Raw genomic sequence first — 19294 nt, forward strand, 5'->3', positions numbered from 1 at the left:
TATGGAGAGGGATTTATGAAACAATTATATGGTGTAATCGGAAATCCAATTGGACATTCATTATCACCCGTTATGCATAACGATGCATTTGAACACTTGAATATGGATGCCCATTATCATGCATTCCTTGTTGAAGAGGAAGCGCTAGGGGAAGCAGTAAGAGGTTTAAAAGCATTAGGTATTTCAGGATTTAATGTAACAACTCCGCACAAGGTTGCTATCATGGAGTATTTGGATGAGATTGATCCATTGGCAAGGAAAATCGGTGCAGTAAATACAGTGGTTCATAAGAATGGAAGGTTAATTGGCTACAACACAGATGGAATTGGTTTTGTTCGAGCGCTGCAGTCAATTAGTAATGAACCACTTCAAGGGAAACGTATTTTGTTACTTGGTGCAGGTGGTGCTAGCCGAGCTATTTATTTTTCTCTTGCTGATGTAGGTGTAAAAGAGATTGATGTAGCCAATCGTACAGTAGATAAGGCGAAAGAACTTATTGCTGCACGTACGGCCGATGTTAATTCTGTTGCTTTGTCGTTAGAAAAAGCGACAGAAGAACAAGGAAATTATGATATTATCATTCAGACGACAACGATAGGTATGCATCCACACGTCGAACATACGCCATTACAAATGTGTTCGTTAAAAAAAGGAACGATTGTATCAGATATAATTTATAATCCATTTGAAACGAAAATTTTATGTGAGGCAAAAGAGCAAGGCGCAATCATTCAAAATGGTATTGATATGTTTGTTTATCAAGGAGCACTTGCATTTGAAATGTGGACAGGACGTGTACCAAATATTAATCGAATGAAACAATTAGTTATAGAAAAGCTTGGAGGCTAACATATATGTTAACAGGAAAACAAAAAAGATTTTTACGTGCACAAGCACATCATTTAACACCAATTTTTCAAGTAGGAAAAGGCGGAGTAAATGAAAATATGGTAAAACAAATTGGAGAAGCGTTAGAAGTTCGTGAACTATTTAAAGTGAGCGTATTACAAAACTGTGAATTTGATCGCCGTGAGGTTGCGGAAGAACTTGCAAAAGGTGCACGTGCTGAAATCGTTCAAGTAATTGGAAGCACAATCGTTTTATACAAAGAATCAAGAGAAAATAAACAAATTAAGCTTCCTCGATAAAAAGATTAGCATGCGCTATTTTTTATCGCTGATGCGTAATGATGTAGAGAGCGAAACCAATTGAACTTTTATTAATAGCAACTCTCTTCGTTCCTAACCAAGGAGAGTTGCTGTATATAAAAGGAAGGGGCGTTTCTTTTGAGGAAAATTGGCATCATTGGCGGTACATTTGATCCGCCTCACTATGGACATTTGCTAATTGCAAATGAAGTATATCACGCTTTGAACTTGGAAGAAGTATGGTTCTTGCCAAACCAGATTCCGCCACATAAACAAGGGCGTAATATTACAAGTGTAGAAAGTCGTTTACATATGTTAGAGCTCGCGACTGAGGCAGAAGAACACTTTTCTATTTGTTTAGAAGAGCTAAGTAGGAAGGGCCCATCTTATACGTATGACACTATGTTACAATTGACGAAGAAGTATCCGGATGTGCAGTTTCACTTTATTATTGGTGGGGATATGGTTGAATATTTACCGAAGTGGTATAACATTGAAGCTTTACTTAATCTTGTAACTTTTGTTGGAGTTGCAAGACCTGGGTATACATTGCATACACCATATAAGATTACTACAGTGGAAATTCCGGAATTTGCAGTTTCTTCATCCTTATTACGTGAGAGATATAAAGAGAAGAAAACGTGTAAATATTTACTTCCTGAAAAAGTACAGGTATATATCGAGAGGAATGGGTTGTATGAATCGTGAGAATGCACTGCATATTGTCAAACAACAAATGCATGAAAAACGTTATATACACACAATTGGTGTAATGGAGACAGCGATTGAGCTTGCTAAGTTATACGGTGTGGACGAGAAAAAAGCAGAGATGGCAGCTATATTCCATGATTATGCGAAATGTAGAGCAATTTCAGAAATGGAAGAGATTATTAAACGTGAAGATTTGCCGAAAGATTTACTTTGCTATAACAAAGAGTTATGGCATGCACCTGTTGGGGCATACTTACTAGAAAAAGAAGTAGGCATTACGGATTCTGAAATTTTGCAAGCTATTACATATCATACAAGTGGTCATGAGAATATGACGATGTTAGATAAAGTGATTTATGTAGCTGATTACATTGAACCTGGGCGAAAGTTTCCAGGAGTGGAAGAGGCTCGTAAACTCGCATATACGGATATAAATCAAGCCCTATTATTTGCGTTAAAAAGAACAATTCAATTTTTAATGGAAAAAGATCAGACGATTTATCCATTAACATTCCAAACATACAATGCAGTTATCAAGGAGGAAATGAGTAAATGAACGATAAAGAATTATTAGTATTAGCGGCAAAAGCAGCTGATGATAAGAGAGCAGAAGATATGGTTGTCCTAAATATGCAAGGTATTTCACCAATTGCAGATTATTTCATTATTTGTCACGGAAATTCAGATAAACAAGTGCAAGCAATTGCACGTGAAATTAAATCAAAAGCACATGAGTTCCAAATCGACGTACAACGTATGGAAGGGTTTGACGAAGCACGTTGGGTATTAGTTGATCTTGGAGATGTAGTTGCTCATGTATTCCATAAAGATGAGCGTAATCACTATAATTTAGAGCGTCTATGGGGCGATGTGCCACGTGAAGATATTACAGAAGAGTTAGGACAATGAAATACGAACAATTTGCATTGTTGTACGACGAACTAATGAATGATGTCCCTTATGATAAATGGGTGGAATTTACAGAGGAAAGTTTACAGCAGGCAGGTATGAAAGAGGCAAAAATTCTTGATGTAGCATGCGGTACAGGTAATGTAACCCTGCCGCTTGTGCAAAAGGGTTACGATTTAATAGGTGTCGATCTTTCAGAAGAAATGTTAACAGTCGCTCAGCAAAAACTAGGCGGAGAAGGGCATTTTATTCCTTTTTACCAACAAGATATGCGCGAGCTTGATGTTCCGGGTGAGTTTGACTGTGTAACGATTTTTTGTGATTCATTAAATTATGTATTGCAAGAAGATGGAGTACAAGAAACATTTAGAAGAGTGTTTCACCATTTGCGTCAAGATGGTTTGTTTTTATTTGATGTACATTCTTTATATAAAATACATCATGTATTTCAAAATGAAACGTATACAGTGAATGGAGAAGAAATATCTCTTATTTGGAATTGCTTCCCTGGTGAAGAATCAAATAGTGTAGAGCATGATTTGACATTCTTTGTTCAAGATCCGGAAGAAGATGTGTACCATCGGTTTGACGAATGTCACGTGCAACGTGCATATCAAGTGGAAGAGTTAACGAAATGGCTTGAAGAAGCAGGTTTTACAGTTCTTCGTGTAACAGGTGATTTTGAGCGACTTGAAGTTACAGAACAAACAGAGCGTATTTTCTTCATGGCGAAGAAAAACGGATAAAACAAATAAAACAAAAGCAACCGAGAAGGTTGCTTTTGTTTTATAAAGAAGATGTATTTTTAGTTCTAGCATAATCTGAAGATCGTATGCGTAAAGTGTGGGAATAGTAGTTGAAGTGAAAATGTATTGTAAAAAAGTAAGTATTTATAAAAAGGATTTGGAATGAAAATGACGTATTTATTATGTGTGTTTATTGAATTGCTGATCAACGCATTCTAAATCTTCATCAAATTTTTCATGTGTTCGCTCGATTAACTTATGGAACATATCTCCAACGTGTTCTTCTAAAACCCGAATGCCTTCCCCGGTAACGCCGCCTTTCACGCAAACCTTTTCTTGTAAGGTAGGTAATGTGAAGATTTCTTTTTCAAGTAATTTCCCCATCCCCACGACCATTTCACTTACTAAAGTAGTAGCCTCTTCGTGTGTAATATTTGTTTTATCTACAGCAGCGTTAATGAAGCATTGTAGTAAATAACTAAAGAAAGCAGGACCGCAACTTGCTATATCAGATGAAACACGTGTTATATCTTCTTCTATTACAAGAGGTGTAGAAATATTTTTGAATAGACGAAGTAGTTTTTGTTGCCATTCTTCAGAGCAATTATCTCCAAATGTAAATAGTGAGGCGCCAGAGAGGGCGCGATTTGTGATACTTGGAATGATACGTGCGACGTGGCACGGTACGAGAGTCTCTAATTGTGATGGAGATATTGGACTTGTAATAGAAACTAAGCACGTTTCATCAGAAAAATGTTCAGCGTATTTTTTTAGGATAGGGTATATATCTATGGGCTTAACGCAAATAAAAATAAGTTGTGATTGTTCGATTACTTCCGGGATTGTTTTTGCTATATGAACAGAAGGGTATTTTTCTTTTATATGATATGCTTTGGCAGGCGTCCGATTAATGATTGTAAGGCACGAAGGTTTGACAGCACGGGTTTCTAAAAATGCATCGATTAGTATATTCCCCATGTTTCCTGTCCCTATAATTCCTATGTTCAAAGTTTCATCCCTCCTTCGTAACAGCTTTCTCCTAAACAATATGAATGATGTTATAAATTTATGATTAGAGGTGTAAAATGATGTGGGATTTTCCGAAAAAGTGGTTAGGTTTAGTAGCTATTATTGGAACTTTACTTTTTCTTGTTTTTTGGAAAACAAATCAGAGTGTAGAACGAACGCCTATTACAATGAATGTGCAAGAGAAGGAGATAGAAAAAAAGGGTAAACCGAAAATATCGGATACAAAGGAACAGAAAAGAACAATTATAATTGATGTGAAAGGAGCGGTTAATAAAGAAGGGGTATATGAAATGAAGGAAGGAGATCGCGTAAAGGATGCGGTTCAAAAGGCTGGTGGTTTTTTATCAGAAGTAGATATGAAAAAAGTGAATTTAGCACAAATTGTACAAGATCAAATGCTTCTTTATATACCGAGTAAAAATGAGTCAGAACAAGGGATGTTTACTTCTTCTAAGGAAGATGGCAAGATTCGAATAAATACAGCAGCGAAAGAGCAATTGGAAAAAATTACAGGGATTGGCTCTCGAAAGGCAGAAAGTATTTTGAAATATCGAGAAGAGCATGGTCCGTTTCAGAAAATAGAAGATTTATTAGAGATTGATGGGATTGGTGCGAAGTCTCTTGAAAAGATAAAAGATCAAATTATTATTCCGTAAAAGATTGACGAAGTTTTTCTTCTTTCGCTACACTACAAGTAGACAAAAAAGTAGGTGAAAAATATGGAACGAATTTCATGGGATCAATATTTTATGACGCAAAGCCATCTACTATCGTTACGTAGTACATGTACAAGGCTTGCGGTAGGAGCGACAATCGTTCGCGATAAACGAATTATTGCTGGTGGATATAATGGTTCGATTAAAGGTGGCGTACATTGTATAGATGATGGTTGTTACGTAATCGATAATCATTGTGTTCGGACAATTCATGCCGAAATGAATGCTTTATTACAATGTGCCAAGTTTGGTGCGAAAACAGAGGAAGCAGAAATTTACGTTACGCATTTCCCTTGTTTACAATGTTGTAAGGCAATTATTCAAAGTGGTATTACAGCGGTTTATTATGCGCAGGATTATAAAAATCATCCATACGCCATAGAATTATTTGAACAAGCGAATGTAACAGTGAAGCACGTTCCGCTAGAATATGATATCGCTGCATTAGAGGAGCAAAAACGTTATACGGAGTTAAAAGAATTATTTGCGTCTTTAGAAAAAGATAATTTATCAATGGAAGAATTACAGCATGTATTCACGAAAGCAAAAATGATGCTATAAGGAGTGAGTATAAGTTGCAGGAACAATGGGGGTATGTTGCAATCTCGTTTATAATAGGGATTGCAATTGCCTTTTCCTCGTCACTTTTATTGATAGTTTTTTGCCTCTTTTTAAATGTTTTCTTCTGTTTATATCGCACTTCGCGTAAAACCTTCTTTTTTTGCATTGTAGCGTGCTTTAGTGGCGCTATATACACTTCCTATGTTCAAGGGTGGAATAAGTCTCTAGGAGAGTCCTATGGAGTTACAAGAGGGGTTATACAAAATACACCGCTTGTTAATGGAGATCGCCTATCTTTTCAGTTTGAAGATCACAATAAAAATATAGTGCAGTTAAGTTATAGAATAAAATCAGCCTTGGAAAAGGAAAAAATGCAACAATTATACGCAGGGATATCATGTGTATTCGAGGGTGAGAGGAAAGAACCGCAAACAGCTCGGAATTTTCATGGTTTTAATTACCGTGATTATTTATACAAGCAACATATTCATTTCACATTTGAGGCTACATATATTTCTGAATGCTATAAAACATCACTGTCGCTCATGCAACGGATTCTCCTTTTGAGGCAACAAGTAATCTCGAAAGTTACAGAGATGTTTCCAGAGCAATCAGGTGCTTTTATGAATGCTTTACTATTTGGTGATAGACAACAAATGACGTTTGAAGTGGAAGAGCAATATCAACAGTTTGGTCTTGTACATTTGTTAGCAATTTCAGGTTCGCACATTGTATTGTTAATGGTGATAGTATATTTTATTTTGCTAAGAAGTGGTGCGACGAGGGAGGTAGCAACAATTTGCCTTATCATTTGTATTCCTTTGTATATGGTTTTAGCAGGGGCGTCACCCTCTGTTATAAGGGCTTCTATAACAGGAGTTTTGACGTTGATTGCTTTTATGTGCTCAATTCGTTTATCTAGTTTAGATGCTTTAAGTGTAACAGCTATATGTATGCTTATATATGACCCTTATCTTGTTTTTAATATTGGATTTCAGTTTTCTTTTGTAGGTAGCTTCGCTTTACTTTTGTCTGCTCCGTTATTGTTAGTGAGTAGCAACGGAGTAATCCGAAATTCTATTTATATTTCTATCATTTCACAGCTCGTTAGTACTCCGATTTTGTTATATCACTTTGGTTATTTTTCTCCATATAGCATTTTCCTCAATCTTTTATACGTTCCGTTTTTATCTATCATTGTATTACCATGTAGCATTATTATTTTACTGTGTATGCCAATTGTCCCGTTTCTCGCAAAAGGATTTGCGGATGTGTTATCAATAGGCTTGAGTATGTCTAATGTTTTTCTAAGTTATTGTGAAAGTTTACCATTTAACCAGCTTATTTTCGGGAAAACGTTCTTCAATCTTGTAGCTGTATATTGCGCGAGTATTGTCAGTATATTGATGGTTTGGGAAAGGAGAGCGCCGAAAAAAATGGTTTGTATAGTTGTGAGTATATTTCTTTTTATTAGCACGTGTCATTATGTATATCCATATTTTAGAGGAAGTGGAAGTGTAACATTTATTGATGTTGGACAAGGTGATGCAATATTAATTCGCCTTCCGTATGATAAAGGGGTTTATCTTATTGATACAGGTGGAACGCTTCGTGTCAATAAGGAAGAGTGGCAACAAAAAAAGCATGAATTTTCTGTTGGAAATGATGTTTTAATACCCTATTTACAAAAAGAAGGTATTAAAACAATTGATAAATTAATCGTAACGCATGGAGATGCAGATCATATAGGTGCTGCGCAAGAATTATTATCATATATACCTGTAAAAGAAGTTGTATTTGGCCGAAAGGGAAAAGATGCAGTATTAGAAAAAGTAGTAAAGAAACAGGCATTAGAAAAGGAAATGAAAATAACTGAAGTGGGGGAAGGGGAAAGTTGGAGTGTAAATGAAGCTGAATTTTTCGTTTTAGCTCCAAAAGGAAAAGAAAAAAGTGAAAATAATGCTTCAATTGTAATATGGGCAAAATTTGGAGGATTGACGTGGCTATTTACAGGCGATTTAGAAGAAGAAGGAGAGCAGTTTTTAGTATCTGCTTATCCAGATTTGCGAGTAGATGTTTTAAAAGTTGCTCATCATGGAAGTAACACGTCATCTATAGAGTCTTTTTTGAACGTTATACAGCCCCGTGTAGCGATTATATCTGTTGGTAAGCAGAATAGGTATGGACACCCGCATAAAGAAGTGATAGAGCGTTTTGAGAAGATGGGGAGTGCGATATGGCGCACGGACAAGCAAGGTGCTATTTCCTATGTTTTTAAAGGGGAAAATGGAACCTTTAAAAGTAAAATCACATATGATAAAACACATAATAGATGAAAAAGAGAAGACTGCCATGAAGTGGCAGTCTTTAAGAACCGATAAATTTAATAACAGTTGCAATGATGAAAAGTGTTGCGAAAAAACCAAATGAGACGATAAATCCTACCCCTGAATCAATAGCGTCATTGCGTTTACTTTGAACGTTTTGTTCAAAATCATTCATTTAGAATCCCTCCCCAACATTCCACTTTAGTATAAAATATTGTCAGAAAAAAATCTACAATTTCCATATGAAGAGAAAACGAGCTTTTTTGTTACTTGTAAATCATGAAGTAATGTGAGTTTTTCGTTTCCAAGCATGTTAACAGTTGGCACTTATACTCAAATTTTTATTGCGAATAATAAAGGGAAGGTGATTACCGCACACCAATAAGAAACCCGGGGCTTATTGCGTGGCGTTTAATATAAATAAAGGGACGGGTTATAAAGCCTGTTCCTTTGTACTTGTAAAACAAAAGCTAGGGCATTAGTATAAATATATATTGCCAAGTTAGGGAGTAGGAAAAAGTATGAGTGATATACATAAAAAAATTAAAAAGAAACAGTTTGCTCCGTTATATTTAATATATGGAACGGAAGCTTTTTTTATAAATGAAACGATAAAGCTTATTACGACAGAAGCACTTGAAGAAGAAGATCGAGAGTTTAATGTTGTGACATACGATTTAGAAGAAGCGTATTTAGAAGATGTGGTTGAGGATGCGCGTACGCTTCCTTTCTTTGGAGAACGGAAAGTACTGTTAATAAAATCACCGCTATTTCTGACTTCGCAAAAAGAAAAGTTAGAGCAAAATATAAAAATTTTAGAAGAATACATTGGTGAACCTTCTCCATTTTCTATTCTTGTTTTTGTTGCGCCTTACGAAAAACTTGATGAGCGAAAAAAAATTACAAAACTATTAAAGAAAACAGCAGATGTAGTAGAAGCGAATGCGATGCAAGTGCAGGATGTTCAGAAGTGGATTATTGCTCGTGCAGATGAAGTGCATGTGCACATTGATAACGCGGCTGTTAGTTTGTTGCTAGAGCTTGTGGGAAGTAATGTAACGATGTTGGCGAAGGAAATGGACAAGTTAACGTTATACGTTGGTATGGGCGGAGAGATTACGACGAAACTTGTTGCAGAGCTTGTGCCAAAATCAGTTGAGCAAAATGTATTTGCTTTGACAGAAAAAGTGGTGAAAAAAGATATTGCAGGTGCAATGCAAATTTTGGATGGATTATTTACGCAGCAGGAAGAGCCGATTAAATTGCTTGCGTTATTAGTGAGTCAATTCCGTTTGTTGTATCAAGTGAAAGAGTTACAGCAACGTGGTTATGGGCAAAATCAAATTGCATCTCATATTGGTGTACATCCGTATCGTGTAAAATTGGCGATGAATCAAACGAAATTTTTCTCTTTTGAAGAATTAAAAAAAGTGATTATAGAATTAGCAGAAGCTGATTATAGTATGAAGACGGGAAAGATGGATAAGAAACTTGTGCTCGAGTTTTTCTTAATGCGATTAAATCATATGTGATGACACAAAAAAAGTTCATGTACCTAGTGCATGAACTTTTTTTGTATATAAAAAAACGATCCAAATGGATCGTTTTTTAAACGCCTTACGCGTTTACTTGTTTCGCTAAGCGAGATTTTTGACGAGATGCAGCGTTTTGGTGGATAAGACCTTTACGAGCTGCTTTGTCAAGTTTTTTAGAAGCAGTTTTGAAAGCTTCTTTAGCATTTTCAAGATCGTTATTAGTAACTAAAGCTTCTACAGTTTTAACAGCAGAACGCATGTCAGACTTGATAGAAGCGTTATGTGCACGACGCTCTTCGCTAAGTTTAGCGCGTTTGATAGCAGATTTGATGTTTGCCATACTTTTCACCTCCCTGGTGCAATCGAATGACTCGATTCTTACATAGAACAAGTGATATTCTATCAAACGGTGAAGAGAATTGCAATAGTATATCCATGAAATTTCACGTAAAGGAAAGAATGACCTTATATAACTTTGGGAAATCTAACGATATTTACTATGAATTACGGAGGAGATACGATGAAAGAACCATTGGATTTAAGTAAATATAGCGTTAGAACTGACCTTGCTGTAGAAGCTCATCAAATGTTGCAAGAAAGCCAAGAAGAACAAAAAGGGATACAGGGGGTAATTGTAAAAGAGAGGGAAGAAGAAGGTACTATAATTACAAAAGTAACAATTGATGAAGCTGCCTCTGAAGCGATGGGTAAAAAAACTGGAAATTATTTAACGCTTGAAGTACAAGGTATACGTCAGCAAGATACAGAACTTCAACAAAAAGTGGAGCGTATTTTTGCAAAAGAATTTTCTTATTTCTTAGAAGAGGTTGGTGTTACCAAAGAAGCGAGCTGTTTAATTGTAGGCCTTGGGAATTGGAATGTAACACCGGATGCTCTTGGGCCAATAGTTGTAGAAAATGTATTAGTAACGAGACATTTGTTTCAATTGCAGCCTGAAAGTGTAGAAGAAGGATTCAGGCCTGTTAGTGCAATTCGGCCGGGGGTAATGGGGATTACAGGCATCGAAACGAGCGATGTTATTTATGGGATTATTGAGAAGACAAATCCAGACTTTGTAATTGCGATTGACGCATTAGCTGCCCGTTCTATTGAACGAGTAAATAGCACGATACAAATTTCTGATACTGGAATCCATCCTGGATCAGGGGTTGGGAATAAACGTAAGGAACTAAGTAAAGAGACATTAGGTATCCCTGTTATCGCAATTGGTGTTCCGACTGTGGTCGATGCCGTTTCGATTACAAGTGATACGATTGATTTTATTTTGAAACATTTTGGTCGAGAGATGAAAGAAGGAAACAAACCTTCAAGATCTTTGTTACCAGCGGGATTTTCATTTGGAGAAAAGAAAAAATTAACAGAAGAAGATATGCCAGATGAAAAGAGCCGAAATATGTTTTTAGGTGCTGTTGGTACGTTAGAAGAAGAAGAAAAAAGAAGGTTGATTTATGAAGTGCTATCGCCTCTTGGTCATAACTTAATGGTGACCCCAAAAGAAGTAGATACTTTTATTGAGGATATGGCGAATGTAATAGCGAGTGGTTTAAATGCAGCGCTGCATCATCAAATTGATCAAGATAATACGGGAGCGTATACACATTGAGGGAGAAAGATGATAATAGTTTGAGTCGTTTTGCGCTTTTGTGTATATGTAGTGTAGCTTTATGTTTACTTATGATGATAGCAGGAGTGTCACTTGCTAATCATGGTTTGAAAAGTATGAAAGGTTATCGGCAATTGTCGTATGAACAAATAGCTCATATGACAGGGACAGAGAGTACAGGTGCTGAATCAGAAATTTTGGGTAGTTCGTTTTCAGCTTCAGAAAAACAACAACAATTAGAACGTTTAAGAAGTTTTAATGTTGTAGAAGGAATTGGGATGGCGGTAGCAAGTGTAGCTTATGAAATGACGAAGTTCGGAACGGATATAGTTGTTGGGAAAATAAAGGGGATTTTTAGCTAAGAGTAGCATGGGAGATGGTTGTTTTACTGATTTGTAAGACAACCGTTTTAAAATTTGAAAAGGGTTTGTCTCTTATGGTTTATTCGCATAAGATATAGATAGAATGATTTGTATCGTAAGCAGCACGAGTTTTCATTGAATCTTTGTTGCTCTATTGATATAATCAGTGCTAGTGTATATTGGCGAGACTATTAGGAGTTGAGAACATAGATGAACAAAGAAGAAAGAGCAAAAAGACAGTCCAAAATTCGTAATTTCTCTATTATTGCTCATATTGACCACGGAAAATCAACGTTAGCAGACCGTATTTTAGAGAAAACAAATGCGTTAACACAACGCGAAATGAAAGCTCAGTTGCTTGACTCTATGGATTTAGAGCGTGAGCGTGGTATTACAATCAAATTAAACGCAGTTCAATTAAACTATAAAGCAAAAGATGGTGAAGAGTATATTCTTCATTTAATTGATACACCAGGACACGTCGACTTTACGTACGAAGTATCTCGTAGTTTAGCGGCTTGTGAAGGCGCGATTCTTGTAGTAGATGCAGCGCAAGGTATTGAAGCTCAAACGTTAGCGAACGTATACTTAGCGCTCGATAACAACTTAGAAATTTTACCAGTTATCAATAAAATCGACTTACCAAGTGCGGATCCAGAACGTGTACGTCAAGAGGTAGAAGATGTAATTGGTTTAGATGCATCAGAAGCGGTACTTGCTTCTGCGAAAGCTGGAATTGGTATTGAAGAAATTTTAGAACAAATTGTTGAAAAAGTACCAGCTCCGGCAGGTGATTCAGAAGAGCCGTTACAATGTATGATTTTCGACTCTTTATATGATCCGTACCGTGGTGTAATTGCTTATATCCGTGTTGTAAATGGAACGGTAAAAGTTGGCGATAAAGTACGTATGATGGCAACGGGTAAAGAATTTGAAGTAACAGAAGTAGGTGTATTTACACCGAAAACTACGCAACGTGACGAGTTAACAGTAGGTGATGTAGGTTTCTTAGCAGCATCTATTAAAAACGTAGGTGATACACGTGTTGGTGATACGATTACACATGCGAAACGTCCAGCTGCAGAGGCGTTACCAGGTTACCGTAAATTAAACCCGATGGTATTCTGTGGGCTGTATCCAATTGATTCTGCTCGTTATAACGATTTACGTGATGCGTTAGAAAAATTAGAGTTAAACGATTCTGCTCTTGAGTTTGAACCAGAAACATCTCAAGCGTTAGGATTTGGTTTCCGTTGTGGATTCTTAGGACTTCTTCACATGGAAATCATTCAAGAACGTATTGAACGTGAATTTAAGATTGACTTAATTACAACAGCGCCAAGCGTTATTTATAAAGTTTATTTAACAAATGGTGAAGATGTTATTGTTGATAATCCATCTAATATGCCAGATCCACAGTCTATCGATCGTGTAGAAGAGCCGTTTGTGAAGGCTTCAATTATGGTTCCGAATGACTATGTTGGAGCTGTAATGGAAATTTGCCAAGGTAAACGTGGAACGTTTATTGATATGCAATATTTAGATGAAACGCGTGTTACATTAACATATGAAATCCCGTTATCAGAAATCGTATATGACTTCTTCGATCAATTGAAATCAAATACGAAAGGGTATGCATCATTTGACTACGAGTTAATTGGTTATAAACCATCTAAACTTGTGAAAATGGATATTCTTTTAAATAATGAACAAGTGGATGCTTTATCATTTATCGTACACCGTGATTCAGCGTATGACCGTGGTAAAGTAATTGTAGAGAAATTAAAAGAATTAATTCCGAGACAACAGTTCGAAGTACCAATTCAGGCGACTATCGGAAATAAAGTTGTAGCACGTTCTACAATTAAGGCGATGCGTAAAAACGTACTTGCAAAATGTTACGGCGGTGACATTTCTCGTAAGCGTAAACTTCTTGATAAGCAAAAAGAAGGTAAAAAACGTATGAAGTCTGTTGGTTCTGTAGAAGTGCCACAAGAGGCATTCATGGCTGTACTGAAAATGGATGACAACTAATATTTGAAATAAAAAAGAAGTCGTTTGTGCGGCTTCTTTTTTCTGTATAATTACTTTTTAGACATCTGAGCAGCTCTCATTTACAATAATGAGAGAGCTTTTTAGTTCATATAGAGTTAGGAGATTGTTAATGTCCGAAAATATTCGAAAAGATATTCAAGATAAAATACAAAATGGCAATTTTAATTGTGAAAAGGAATTGACGCTTTCTATTATTAGTGGAAAGTGGAAAGTTGTGATACTGTGGCATCTTGGTGTGGAAGGGCCTCATCGTTTTAGTGAATTACAACGGTTATTCCCAAGCATTTCTCATAAAGTTTTGTCGAACCAATTAAAAGAGTTAATGGAAGATGGGATTGTTGATCGAACAGTATATCCCGAAATTCCTCCTCGTGTTGAGTATTATATGACGGAACTAGGCATGTCACTTTTACCGATCGTTGAAATGATGTATGATTGGGGAAAAATGCGAATGGAACAAATTCGTAATACGTTAGAGAAGTAGAGAATCCTCCGGAGTGCGGAGGTTTTCTTTTTAGAAAGGTAGGAGTTATATTTGGTACAAGCTGCATATATTCATATTCCGTTTTGTCAGCACATTTGTCACTATTGTGATTTTAATAAAGTGTTTATTGAACGCCAACCGGTTGATCAATATTTAGATTATTTAGAGAAGGAAATAATAAATACGGTTCAAAAAGTTCCGTTTGATAGTATGAAAACGATTTTTGTGGGCGGTGGAACTCCGACAGCGTTAAATATGGAACAGACAAAAAAATTACTCGAGATTATTAATCGTCATTTGCGTCCGTTTGCTCCGAATTGTGAATTGACATTTGAAGCAAATCCAGGAGATCTACCGAAAGAGAAGTTGAATGTACTACTAGAAGGTGGAGTGAATCGAATTAGTTTTGGTGTGCAAACGTTCCGTGATGAACTGCTTGAGAAAATCGGGCGCAAGCATACGAGGGAAGATGCATTCCTAGCAATTCGAGAAGCTCAGGAAGTAGGCTTTAAAAATATTAATGTAGATATTATTTATGCTTTGCCAGGACAAACGATAGAAGATGTGAAGGAAACATTAGACATTGCTTTTACGCTTGGTGTACAACATTTCTCGGCATATTCATTAATTGTGGAACCTAAAACAGTGTTTTATAACTTAATGAATAAAGGGAAATTGCGTCTTCCGGGTGAAGACCATGAAGCTAAAATGTATGAAATGGTAATGGATGAAATGGAGAAACACGGTTATAACCAGTATGAAATTAGTAATTTCTCAAAAGGTGACAATAAAAGTAGACATAATCTCACATACTGGAATAATGAAGAGTATTATGGCTTTGGAGCTGGAGCTCATAGTTATGTGAATGGGGAACGTATTCAAAATGTAGGTCCGCTGAAGCAATATTTTAATAAAATTGATGAAACAGGATTTCCGTATTTAGATGTTCATAAGGTGACGGAGAAAGAAAGAATGGAAGAAGAACTGTTCTTAGGACTTCGAAAAACAAAAGGTGTTTCTAAAACAGCATTCCGCAATAAATTTAATGTGGAGATGGATCAAGTTTTCGCGAAGCAGTTACAAAGCAATCAAGAACAAGGATTACTTGAAGAGGAAAATGGACATGTGCGTTTAACGCGAAAAGGAAAATTATTAGGGAATGAAGTATTCCAATCATTTTTGATTGACTAATTAAATGTTCCATAGGCGTGAAAAAGTTTCATTATTTCGTGACGTTTCCGTTGACAATTGAATGTCAATTTTGGTAAGTTATTAATAGATTTAGCACTCAAAGACAAAGAGTGCTAACAGAGGTGATGATGAGATGCTTACGGAACGTCAGCTCTTAATTTTACAAACAATTATTGATGACTTTATTGGATCAGCGCAGCCTGTTGGGTCTAGAACGTTGGCTAAAAAAGATGAAATTACATTTAGTTCAGCTACTATTCGAAATGAAATGGCGGACTTAGAAGAATTAGGTTTTATTGAAAAAACGCACAGTTCTTCTGGACGTGTTCCTTCTGAGAAAGGCTACCGATTTTATGTAGACCATCTTTTAGCGCCGCAAAACTTACCGAACGCTGAAATTGTACAAATTAAAGATTTATTTGCTGAAAGAATTTTTGAAGCGGAAAAAATTGCACAGCAATCTGCTCAAATTTTATCAGAACTTACGAATTATACGGCCATTGTTCTTGGACCGAAGTTAAGTACAAATAAACTTAAAAATGTACAAATTGTGCCGCTTGATCGTCAAACTGCAGTCGCTATTATTGTAACTGATACAGGGCATGTACAAAGTAAAACGATTACCGTTCCGGAATCTGTTGATTTATCAGATTTAGAAAAAATGGTTAATGTTTTAAATGAAAAGCTATCTGGCGTACCGATGGAAGAACTTCATAATAAAATCTTTAAGGAAATTGTTACAGTTTTACGTGGGTATGTTCATAATTACGATAGTGCAATAAAAATGTTAGATGGTACATTTCAAGTTCCGTTATCGGAAAAGATATACTTTGGAGGAAAAGCAAATATGCTTTCGCAGCCAGAGTTCCATGACATTCAAAAGGTTAGATCTTTGCTTACCATGATTGATAATGAAGCCGAATTTTATGACATTTTGCGTCATAAACAAGTCGGGATTCAAGTGAAAATTGGTAGGGAAAACACTTCGACGGCTATGGAGGATTGCAGTTTAATTTCTGCAACATATTCGATCGGCGAAGAGCAACTTGGAACAATTGCTATTTTAGGTCCTACGAGAATGCAATATTCTCGTGTAATTAGTTTGTTACAGTTATTTACGAGACAATTTACTGATGGACTTAAAAAGTAAATGAGAGTAATACATTCGCTCAAGTGATGAAATTTTCATTGCTGTGTGTAATATATAATGCTTAGGTAATCATGCTATGCATGATACCTAATACCTTTTAAGGAGGTGAATATTGTGGAAGAGCGTAACGAACAAGTGGTAGAAGAAGTAAAAGAAGCGCAAGTTGAAGAAGCTGTCACGCCAGAAAACAGTGAAGAAACTGTAGAAGAAAAAAGTGAGGCTGCTCTTTTACAAGAAAAAGTAGATGAGTTACAAGCGAAACTAACGGAAACGGAAGGTCGCACATTACGTCTACAAGCTGATTTTGAAAATTATAAGCGCCGTGTCCAAATGGATAAACAGGCTGCTGAAAAATATAGAGCACAAAGTCTAGTTTCAGACATCTTGCCAGCTCTTGATAATTTTGAAAGAGCAATGCAAGTGGAAGCGACTGATGAGCAAACGAAATCCTTGTTACAAGGCATGGAAATGGTGCATCGTCAATTGTTAGAAGCGCTGACTAAAGAAGGTGTGGAAGTGATTGAAGCTGTTGGTAAACAGTTTGATCCTAATGAACACCAAGCTATTATGCAAGTGGAAGATAGTGAATTTGAATCAAACGCGGTTGTGGAAGAATTCCAAAAAGGTTATAAATTAAAAGACCGTGTGATTCGCCCATCAATGGTAAAAGTAAATCAATAATTTACATAAAACTAGGAGGATTCGCCATGAGTAAAATTATCGGTATTGACTTAGGTACAACAAACTCTTGTGTAGCTGTTATGGAAGGTGGAGAACCAAAGGTTATCCCAAATCCAGAAGGAAACCGTACAACACCTTCTGTTGTAGCTTTCAAAAATGAAGAACGTCAAGTTGGGGAAGTTGCAAAGCGCCAAGCAATTACAAACCCAAATACAATCATGTCTGTTAAACGTCATATGGGTACAGACTACAAAGTAGAAGTTGAAGGTAAAGATTATACACCTCAAGAAATTTCTGCAATCATTTTACAAAACTTAAAAGCTTCTGCTGAAGCATACTTAGGTGAAACAGTAACGAAAGCTGTTATTACAGTACCTGCATACTTCAACGATGCAGAGCGTCAAGCAACGAAAGATGCTGGTCGTATCGCTGGTTTAGAAGTTGAGCGTATCATTAACGAGCCAACAGCAGCAGCACTTGCTTACGGTTTAGAAAAACAAGACGAAGAACAAAAAATCTTAGTATATGACTTAGGTGGCGGTACATTTGACGTATCTATCCTTGAGTTAGCAGACGGCACATTCGAAGTTATTTCAACTGCTGGTGACAACCGTCTTGGTGGCGATGACTTTGACCAAGTTATCATCGATCACTTAGTAGCTGAGTTCAAAAAAGAAAATAACATTGATTTAAGCCAAGATAAAATGGCGCTTCAACGCTTGAAAGATGCAGCTGAAAAAGCGAAAAAAGATCTTTCTGGTGTAACACAAACTCAAATTTCATTACCATTCATTAGTGCTGGAGCTGCTGGTCCATTACACCTAGAATTAACGTTAACAAGAGCGAAATTCGAAGAACTTTCAGCAGGTCTTGTTGAAAGAACATTAGAGCCAACTCGTCGTGCATTAAAAGACGCTGGTTTTGCTCCAAGCGAATTAGATAAAGTTATTCTTGTTGGTGGATCTACTCGTATCCCAGCTGTACAAGAAGCTATTAAACGTGAAACTGGTAAAGAGCCATATAAAGGTGTAAACCCTGATGAAGTTGTAGCATTAGGTGCTGCAGTTCAAGGTGGCGTACTTACTGGTGATGTAGAAGGCGTTCTATTATTAGACGTAACTCCACTTTCTTTAGGTATTGAAACTATGGGTGGCGTGTTCACGAAATTAATCGAGCGTAACACTACAATTCCAACAAGTAAGTCACAAGTATTCTCGACAGCTGCTGATAATCAACCAGCAGTAGACATTCACGTATTACAAGGTGAGCGTCCAATGTCAGCTGACAACAAAACGTTAGGTCGTTTCCAATTAACTGACCTTCCACCAGCACCACGTGGTATTCCACAAATCGAAGTAACATTCGATATTGATGCGAACGGTATCGTTAACGTACGTGCGAAAGACTTAGGAACAAGCAAAGAGCAAGCTATTACAATCCAATCTTCTTCAGGTCTTTCTGATGAAGAAGTAGAACGTATGGTACAAGAAGCGGAAGCAAATGCTGACGCTGACCAAAAACGTAAGGAAGAAGTTGAACTTCGTAACGAAGCTGACCAACTTGTATTCCAAACAGACAAAGTTGTAAAAGATTTAGAAGGTAAAGTAGATGCAGCTGAAGTTGCAAAAGCAACAGAAGCGAAAGAAGCATTACAAGCTGCAATTGAGAAAAACGAGCTTGAAGAAATTCGTGCGAAAAAAGATGCTTTACAAGAAATCGTACAACAATTAACTGTTAAATTATACGAGCAAGCTCAAGCAGCTGCTGGTCAAGCAGAAGGTGCGCAAGGTGCACAAGACGCTGGCACGAAGAAAGACAATGTAGTTGACGCTGAGTTTGAAGAAGTAAAAGAAGACAAGTAATTCAACTGTAAACATAATAAGTAAGATGACAAAAAGTCAAAGTCAAGCGTGCCTTGACTTTGGCTTTTTTCACGAATGAGAAGCGATGTGTGAGGATCTTAAGTTTTTCGCTTTGCATACTGTAAGTGAGGAAACTTTGTTGCAAAGCACTTTCTTTCGGTGTTAAAATTACGTTTATGTGAAAGATTCGGGGGTTGTAAATT

Annotated in this window: 21 protein-coding genes; 18 read left to right on the forward strand and 3 right to left on the reverse strand. The window is 36.6% G+C overall.

The genetic code is table 11. From position 1 onward, the window contains the following. The first annotated feature begins 15 nt into the window (after positions 1–15). The 6 genes from aroE to BM089_RS11970 all read left to right on the forward strand — a co-directional run bounded on the left by aroE (position 16) and on the right by BM089_RS11970 (position 3514). Entirely contained in the window at positions 16–849 is an 834-nt protein-coding gene (gene aroE, locus BM089_RS11945) for a shikimate dehydrogenase (protein WP_053563633.1), read from the forward strand. 5 nt (positions 850–854) lie between these two features. Beyond that, positions 855–1148, forward strand: coding sequence for a ribosome assembly RNA-binding protein YhbY (gene yhbY, locus BM089_RS11950; protein WP_000955227.1), 294 nt, complete (start codon positions 855–857; stop codon positions 1146–1148). A 138-nt stretch (positions 1149–1286) separates the two neighbouring features. Next, positions 1287–1856 (forward strand): nicotinate-nucleotide adenylyltransferase, encoded by a 570-nt coding sequence (gene nadD / locus BM089_RS11955; RefSeq protein ID WP_001226048.1) that lies wholly within the window; start codon positions 1287–1289, stop codon positions 1854–1856. Beyond that, positions 1846–2415 (forward strand): bis(5'-nucleosyl)-tetraphosphatase (symmetrical) YqeK, encoded by a 570-nt coding sequence (yqeK, locus tag BM089_RS11960; RefSeq protein ID WP_075719079.1) that lies wholly within the window; start codon positions 1846–1848, stop codon positions 2413–2415. Before nadD ends, yqeK begins: the two co-directional genes overlap by 11 nt. Continuing rightward, positions 2412–2768: a ribosome silencing factor gene (gene rsfS, locus BM089_RS11965; RefSeq protein ID WP_000998193.1), complete on the forward strand. Its 357-nt coding sequence runs from the start codon at positions 2412–2414 to the stop codon at positions 2766–2768. Before yqeK ends, rsfS begins: the two co-directional genes overlap by 4 nt. Beyond that, the gene (locus BM089_RS11970) at positions 2765–3514 is read left to right on the forward strand and encodes a class I SAM-dependent methyltransferase (RefSeq protein ID WP_000873074.1); all 750 of its coding nucleotides are present in this window, start codon (positions 2765–2767) and stop codon (positions 3512–3514) included. Before rsfS ends, BM089_RS11970 begins: the two co-directional genes overlap by 4 nt. A 180-nt stretch (positions 3515–3694) precedes the next feature. Here BM089_RS11970 and comER read toward each other — a convergent pair whose 3' ends face one another. Beyond that, positions 3695–4522, reverse strand: coding sequence for a late competence protein ComER (gene comER / locus BM089_RS11975; protein ID WP_001020554.1), 828 nt, complete (start codon positions 4520–4522; stop codon positions 3695–3697). A 77-nt stretch (positions 4523–4599) separates the two neighbouring features. Between comER and BM089_RS11980 the strand changes: the two genes are divergently transcribed. From BM089_RS11980 to BM089_RS11990, 3 genes are all read left to right on the forward strand, one after another. Next, on the forward strand, positions 4600–5199 hold the full coding sequence (locus BM089_RS11980; RefSeq protein ID WP_000989936.1) for a helix-hairpin-helix domain-containing protein: 600 nt from the start codon (positions 4600–4602) through the stop codon (positions 5197–5199). 63 nt (positions 5200–5262) lie between these two features. Beyond that, positions 5263–5820 (forward strand): ComE operon protein 2, encoded by a 558-nt coding sequence (locus BM089_RS11985; RefSeq protein ID WP_000439773.1) that lies wholly within the window; start codon positions 5263–5265, stop codon positions 5818–5820. Between the two features lie 14 nt (positions 5821–5834). Beyond that, positions 5835–8156, forward strand: coding sequence for a DNA internalization-related competence protein ComEC/Rec2 (locus BM089_RS11990; RefSeq protein WP_090977048.1), 2322 nt, complete (start codon positions 5835–5837; stop codon positions 8154–8156). A 31-nt stretch (positions 8157–8187) separates the two neighbouring features. Here BM089_RS11990 and BM089_RS11995 read toward each other — a convergent pair whose 3' ends face one another. Continuing rightward, a complete protein-coding gene (locus tag BM089_RS11995) occupies positions 8188–8322 on the reverse strand; it encodes a YqzM family protein (protein WP_000997609.1) in 135 nt (44 codons plus the stop codon). Between the two features lie 346 nt (positions 8323–8668). Here BM089_RS11995 and holA point away from each other — a divergent pair, with 346 nt between their 5' ends. Further along, positions 8669–9679: a DNA polymerase III subunit delta gene (gene holA / locus BM089_RS12000; protein WP_075719075.1), complete on the forward strand. Its 1011-nt coding sequence runs from the start codon at positions 8669–8671 to the stop codon at positions 9677–9679. 85 nt (positions 9680–9764) lie between these two features. On the opposite strand, the gene rpsT is transcribed toward holA, so the two are convergent. Next, positions 9765–10022 carry a 30S ribosomal protein S20 gene (gene rpsT, locus BM089_RS12005; protein ID WP_001274012.1) on the reverse strand — a complete coding sequence of 86 codons (258 nt, stop codon included), beginning with the start codon at positions 10020–10022 and terminating at the stop codon, positions 9765–9767. Positions 10023–10202: 180 nt separating this feature from the next. Between rpsT and gpr the strand changes: the two genes are divergently transcribed. The 8 genes from gpr to dnaK all read left to right on the forward strand — a co-directional run bounded on the left by gpr (position 10203) and on the right by dnaK (position 19091). Then, the gene (gene gpr / locus BM089_RS12010) at positions 10203–11306 is read left to right on the forward strand and encodes a GPR endopeptidase (protein ID WP_090977050.1); all 1104 of its coding nucleotides are present in this window, start codon (positions 10203–10205) and stop codon (positions 11304–11306) included. After that, a complete protein-coding gene (locus tag BM089_RS12015) occupies positions 11303–11668 on the forward strand; it encodes a YqxA family protein (RefSeq protein ID WP_001207094.1) in 366 nt (121 codons plus the stop codon). Before gpr ends, BM089_RS12015 begins: the two co-directional genes overlap by 4 nt. A 210-nt stretch (positions 11669–11878) precedes the next feature. After that, complete coding sequence (gene lepA, locus BM089_RS12020) at positions 11879–13702, forward strand: elongation factor 4 (RefSeq protein ID WP_001030948.1); 1824 nt, start codon at positions 11879–11881, stop codon at positions 13700–13702. Between the two features lie 130 nt (positions 13703–13832). After that, positions 13833–14207: a winged helix-turn-helix transcriptional regulator gene (locus BM089_RS12025; RefSeq protein WP_001293539.1), complete on the forward strand. Its 375-nt coding sequence runs from the start codon at positions 13833–13835 to the stop codon at positions 14205–14207. 51 nt (positions 14208–14258) lie between these two features. Then, positions 14259–15398, forward strand: coding sequence for a radical SAM family heme chaperone HemW (gene hemW, locus BM089_RS12030; protein ID WP_000249436.1), 1140 nt, complete (start codon positions 14259–14261; stop codon positions 15396–15398). A gap of 133 nt (positions 15399–15531) precedes the next feature. Continuing rightward, positions 15532–16548 (forward strand): heat-inducible transcriptional repressor HrcA, encoded by a 1017-nt coding sequence (gene hrcA / locus BM089_RS12035; RefSeq protein WP_000954942.1) that lies wholly within the window; start codon positions 15532–15534, stop codon positions 16546–16548. Between the two features lie 114 nt (positions 16549–16662). Further along, positions 16663–17229, forward strand: coding sequence for a nucleotide exchange factor GrpE (gene grpE, locus BM089_RS12040; RefSeq protein ID WP_000392711.1), 567 nt, complete (start codon positions 16663–16665; stop codon positions 17227–17229). Between the two features lie 26 nt (positions 17230–17255). Further along, positions 17256–19091, forward strand: a complete 1836-nt coding sequence (gene dnaK, locus BM089_RS12045; protein WP_000034701.1) for a chaperone protein DnaK — start codon at positions 17256–17258, stop codon at positions 19089–19091. Positions 19092–19294: the final 203 nt, after the last annotated feature.

It is taken from the genome of Bacillus sp. 5mfcol3.1 (genome assembly GCF_900114335.1).
Taxonomy (GTDB): Bacteria; Bacillota; Bacilli; order Bacillales; family Bacillaceae_G; genus Bacillus_A; species Bacillus_A thuringiensis_S.

What these genes read in the sequence shown, in the direction of transcription:
- aroE (WP_053563633.1), top strand. Translation starts at nt 16, where the DNA reads ATGAAACAATTATATGGTGTAATCGGAAATCCAATTGGACATTCATTA.
- yhbY (WP_000955227.1), top strand. Translation starts at nt 855, where the DNA reads ATGTTAACAGGAAAACAAAAAAGATTTTTACGTGCACAAGCACATCAT.
- yqeK (WP_075719079.1), top strand. Translation starts at nt 1,846, where the DNA reads ATGAATCGTGAGAATGCACTGCATATTGTCAAACAACAAATGCATGAA.
- rsfS (WP_000998193.1), top strand. Translation starts at nt 2,412, where the DNA reads ATGAACGATAAAGAATTATTAGTATTAGCGGCAAAAGCAGCTGATGAT.
- BM089_RS11970 (WP_000873074.1), top strand. Translation starts at nt 2,765, where the DNA reads ATGAAATACGAACAATTTGCATTGTTGTACGACGAACTAATGAATGAT.
- BM089_RS11980 (WP_000989936.1), top strand. Translation starts at nt 4,600, where the DNA reads ATGATGTGGGATTTTCCGAAAAAGTGGTTAGGTTTAGTAGCTATTATT.
- BM089_RS11985 (WP_000439773.1), top strand. Translation starts at nt 5,263, where the DNA reads ATGGAACGAATTTCATGGGATCAATATTTTATGACGCAAAGCCATCTA.
- BM089_RS11995 (WP_000997609.1), bottom strand. Translation starts at nt 8,322, where the DNA reads ATGAATGATTTTGAACAAAACGTTCAAAGTAAACGCAATGACGCTATT.
- holA (WP_075719075.1), top strand. Translation starts at nt 8,669, where the DNA reads ATGAGTGATATACATAAAAAAATTAAAAAGAAACAGTTTGCTCCGTTA.
- rpsT (WP_001274012.1), bottom strand. Translation starts at nt 10,022, where the DNA reads ATGGCAAACATCAAATCTGCTATCAAACGCGCTAAACTTAGCGAAGAG.
- gpr (WP_090977050.1), top strand. Translation starts at nt 10,203, where the DNA reads ATGAAAGAACCATTGGATTTAAGTAAATATAGCGTTAGAACTGACCTT.
- lepA (WP_001030948.1), top strand. Translation starts at nt 11,879, where the DNA reads ATGAACAAAGAAGAAAGAGCAAAAAGACAGTCCAAAATTCGTAATTTC.
- BM089_RS12025 (WP_001293539.1), top strand. Translation starts at nt 13,833, where the DNA reads ATGTCCGAAAATATTCGAAAAGATATTCAAGATAAAATACAAAATGGC.
- hrcA (WP_000954942.1), top strand. Translation starts at nt 15,532, where the DNA reads ATGCTTACGGAACGTCAGCTCTTAATTTTACAAACAATTATTGATGAC.
- dnaK (WP_000034701.1), top strand. Translation starts at nt 17,256, where the DNA reads ATGAGTAAAATTATCGGTATTGACTTAGGTACAACAAACTCTTGTGTA.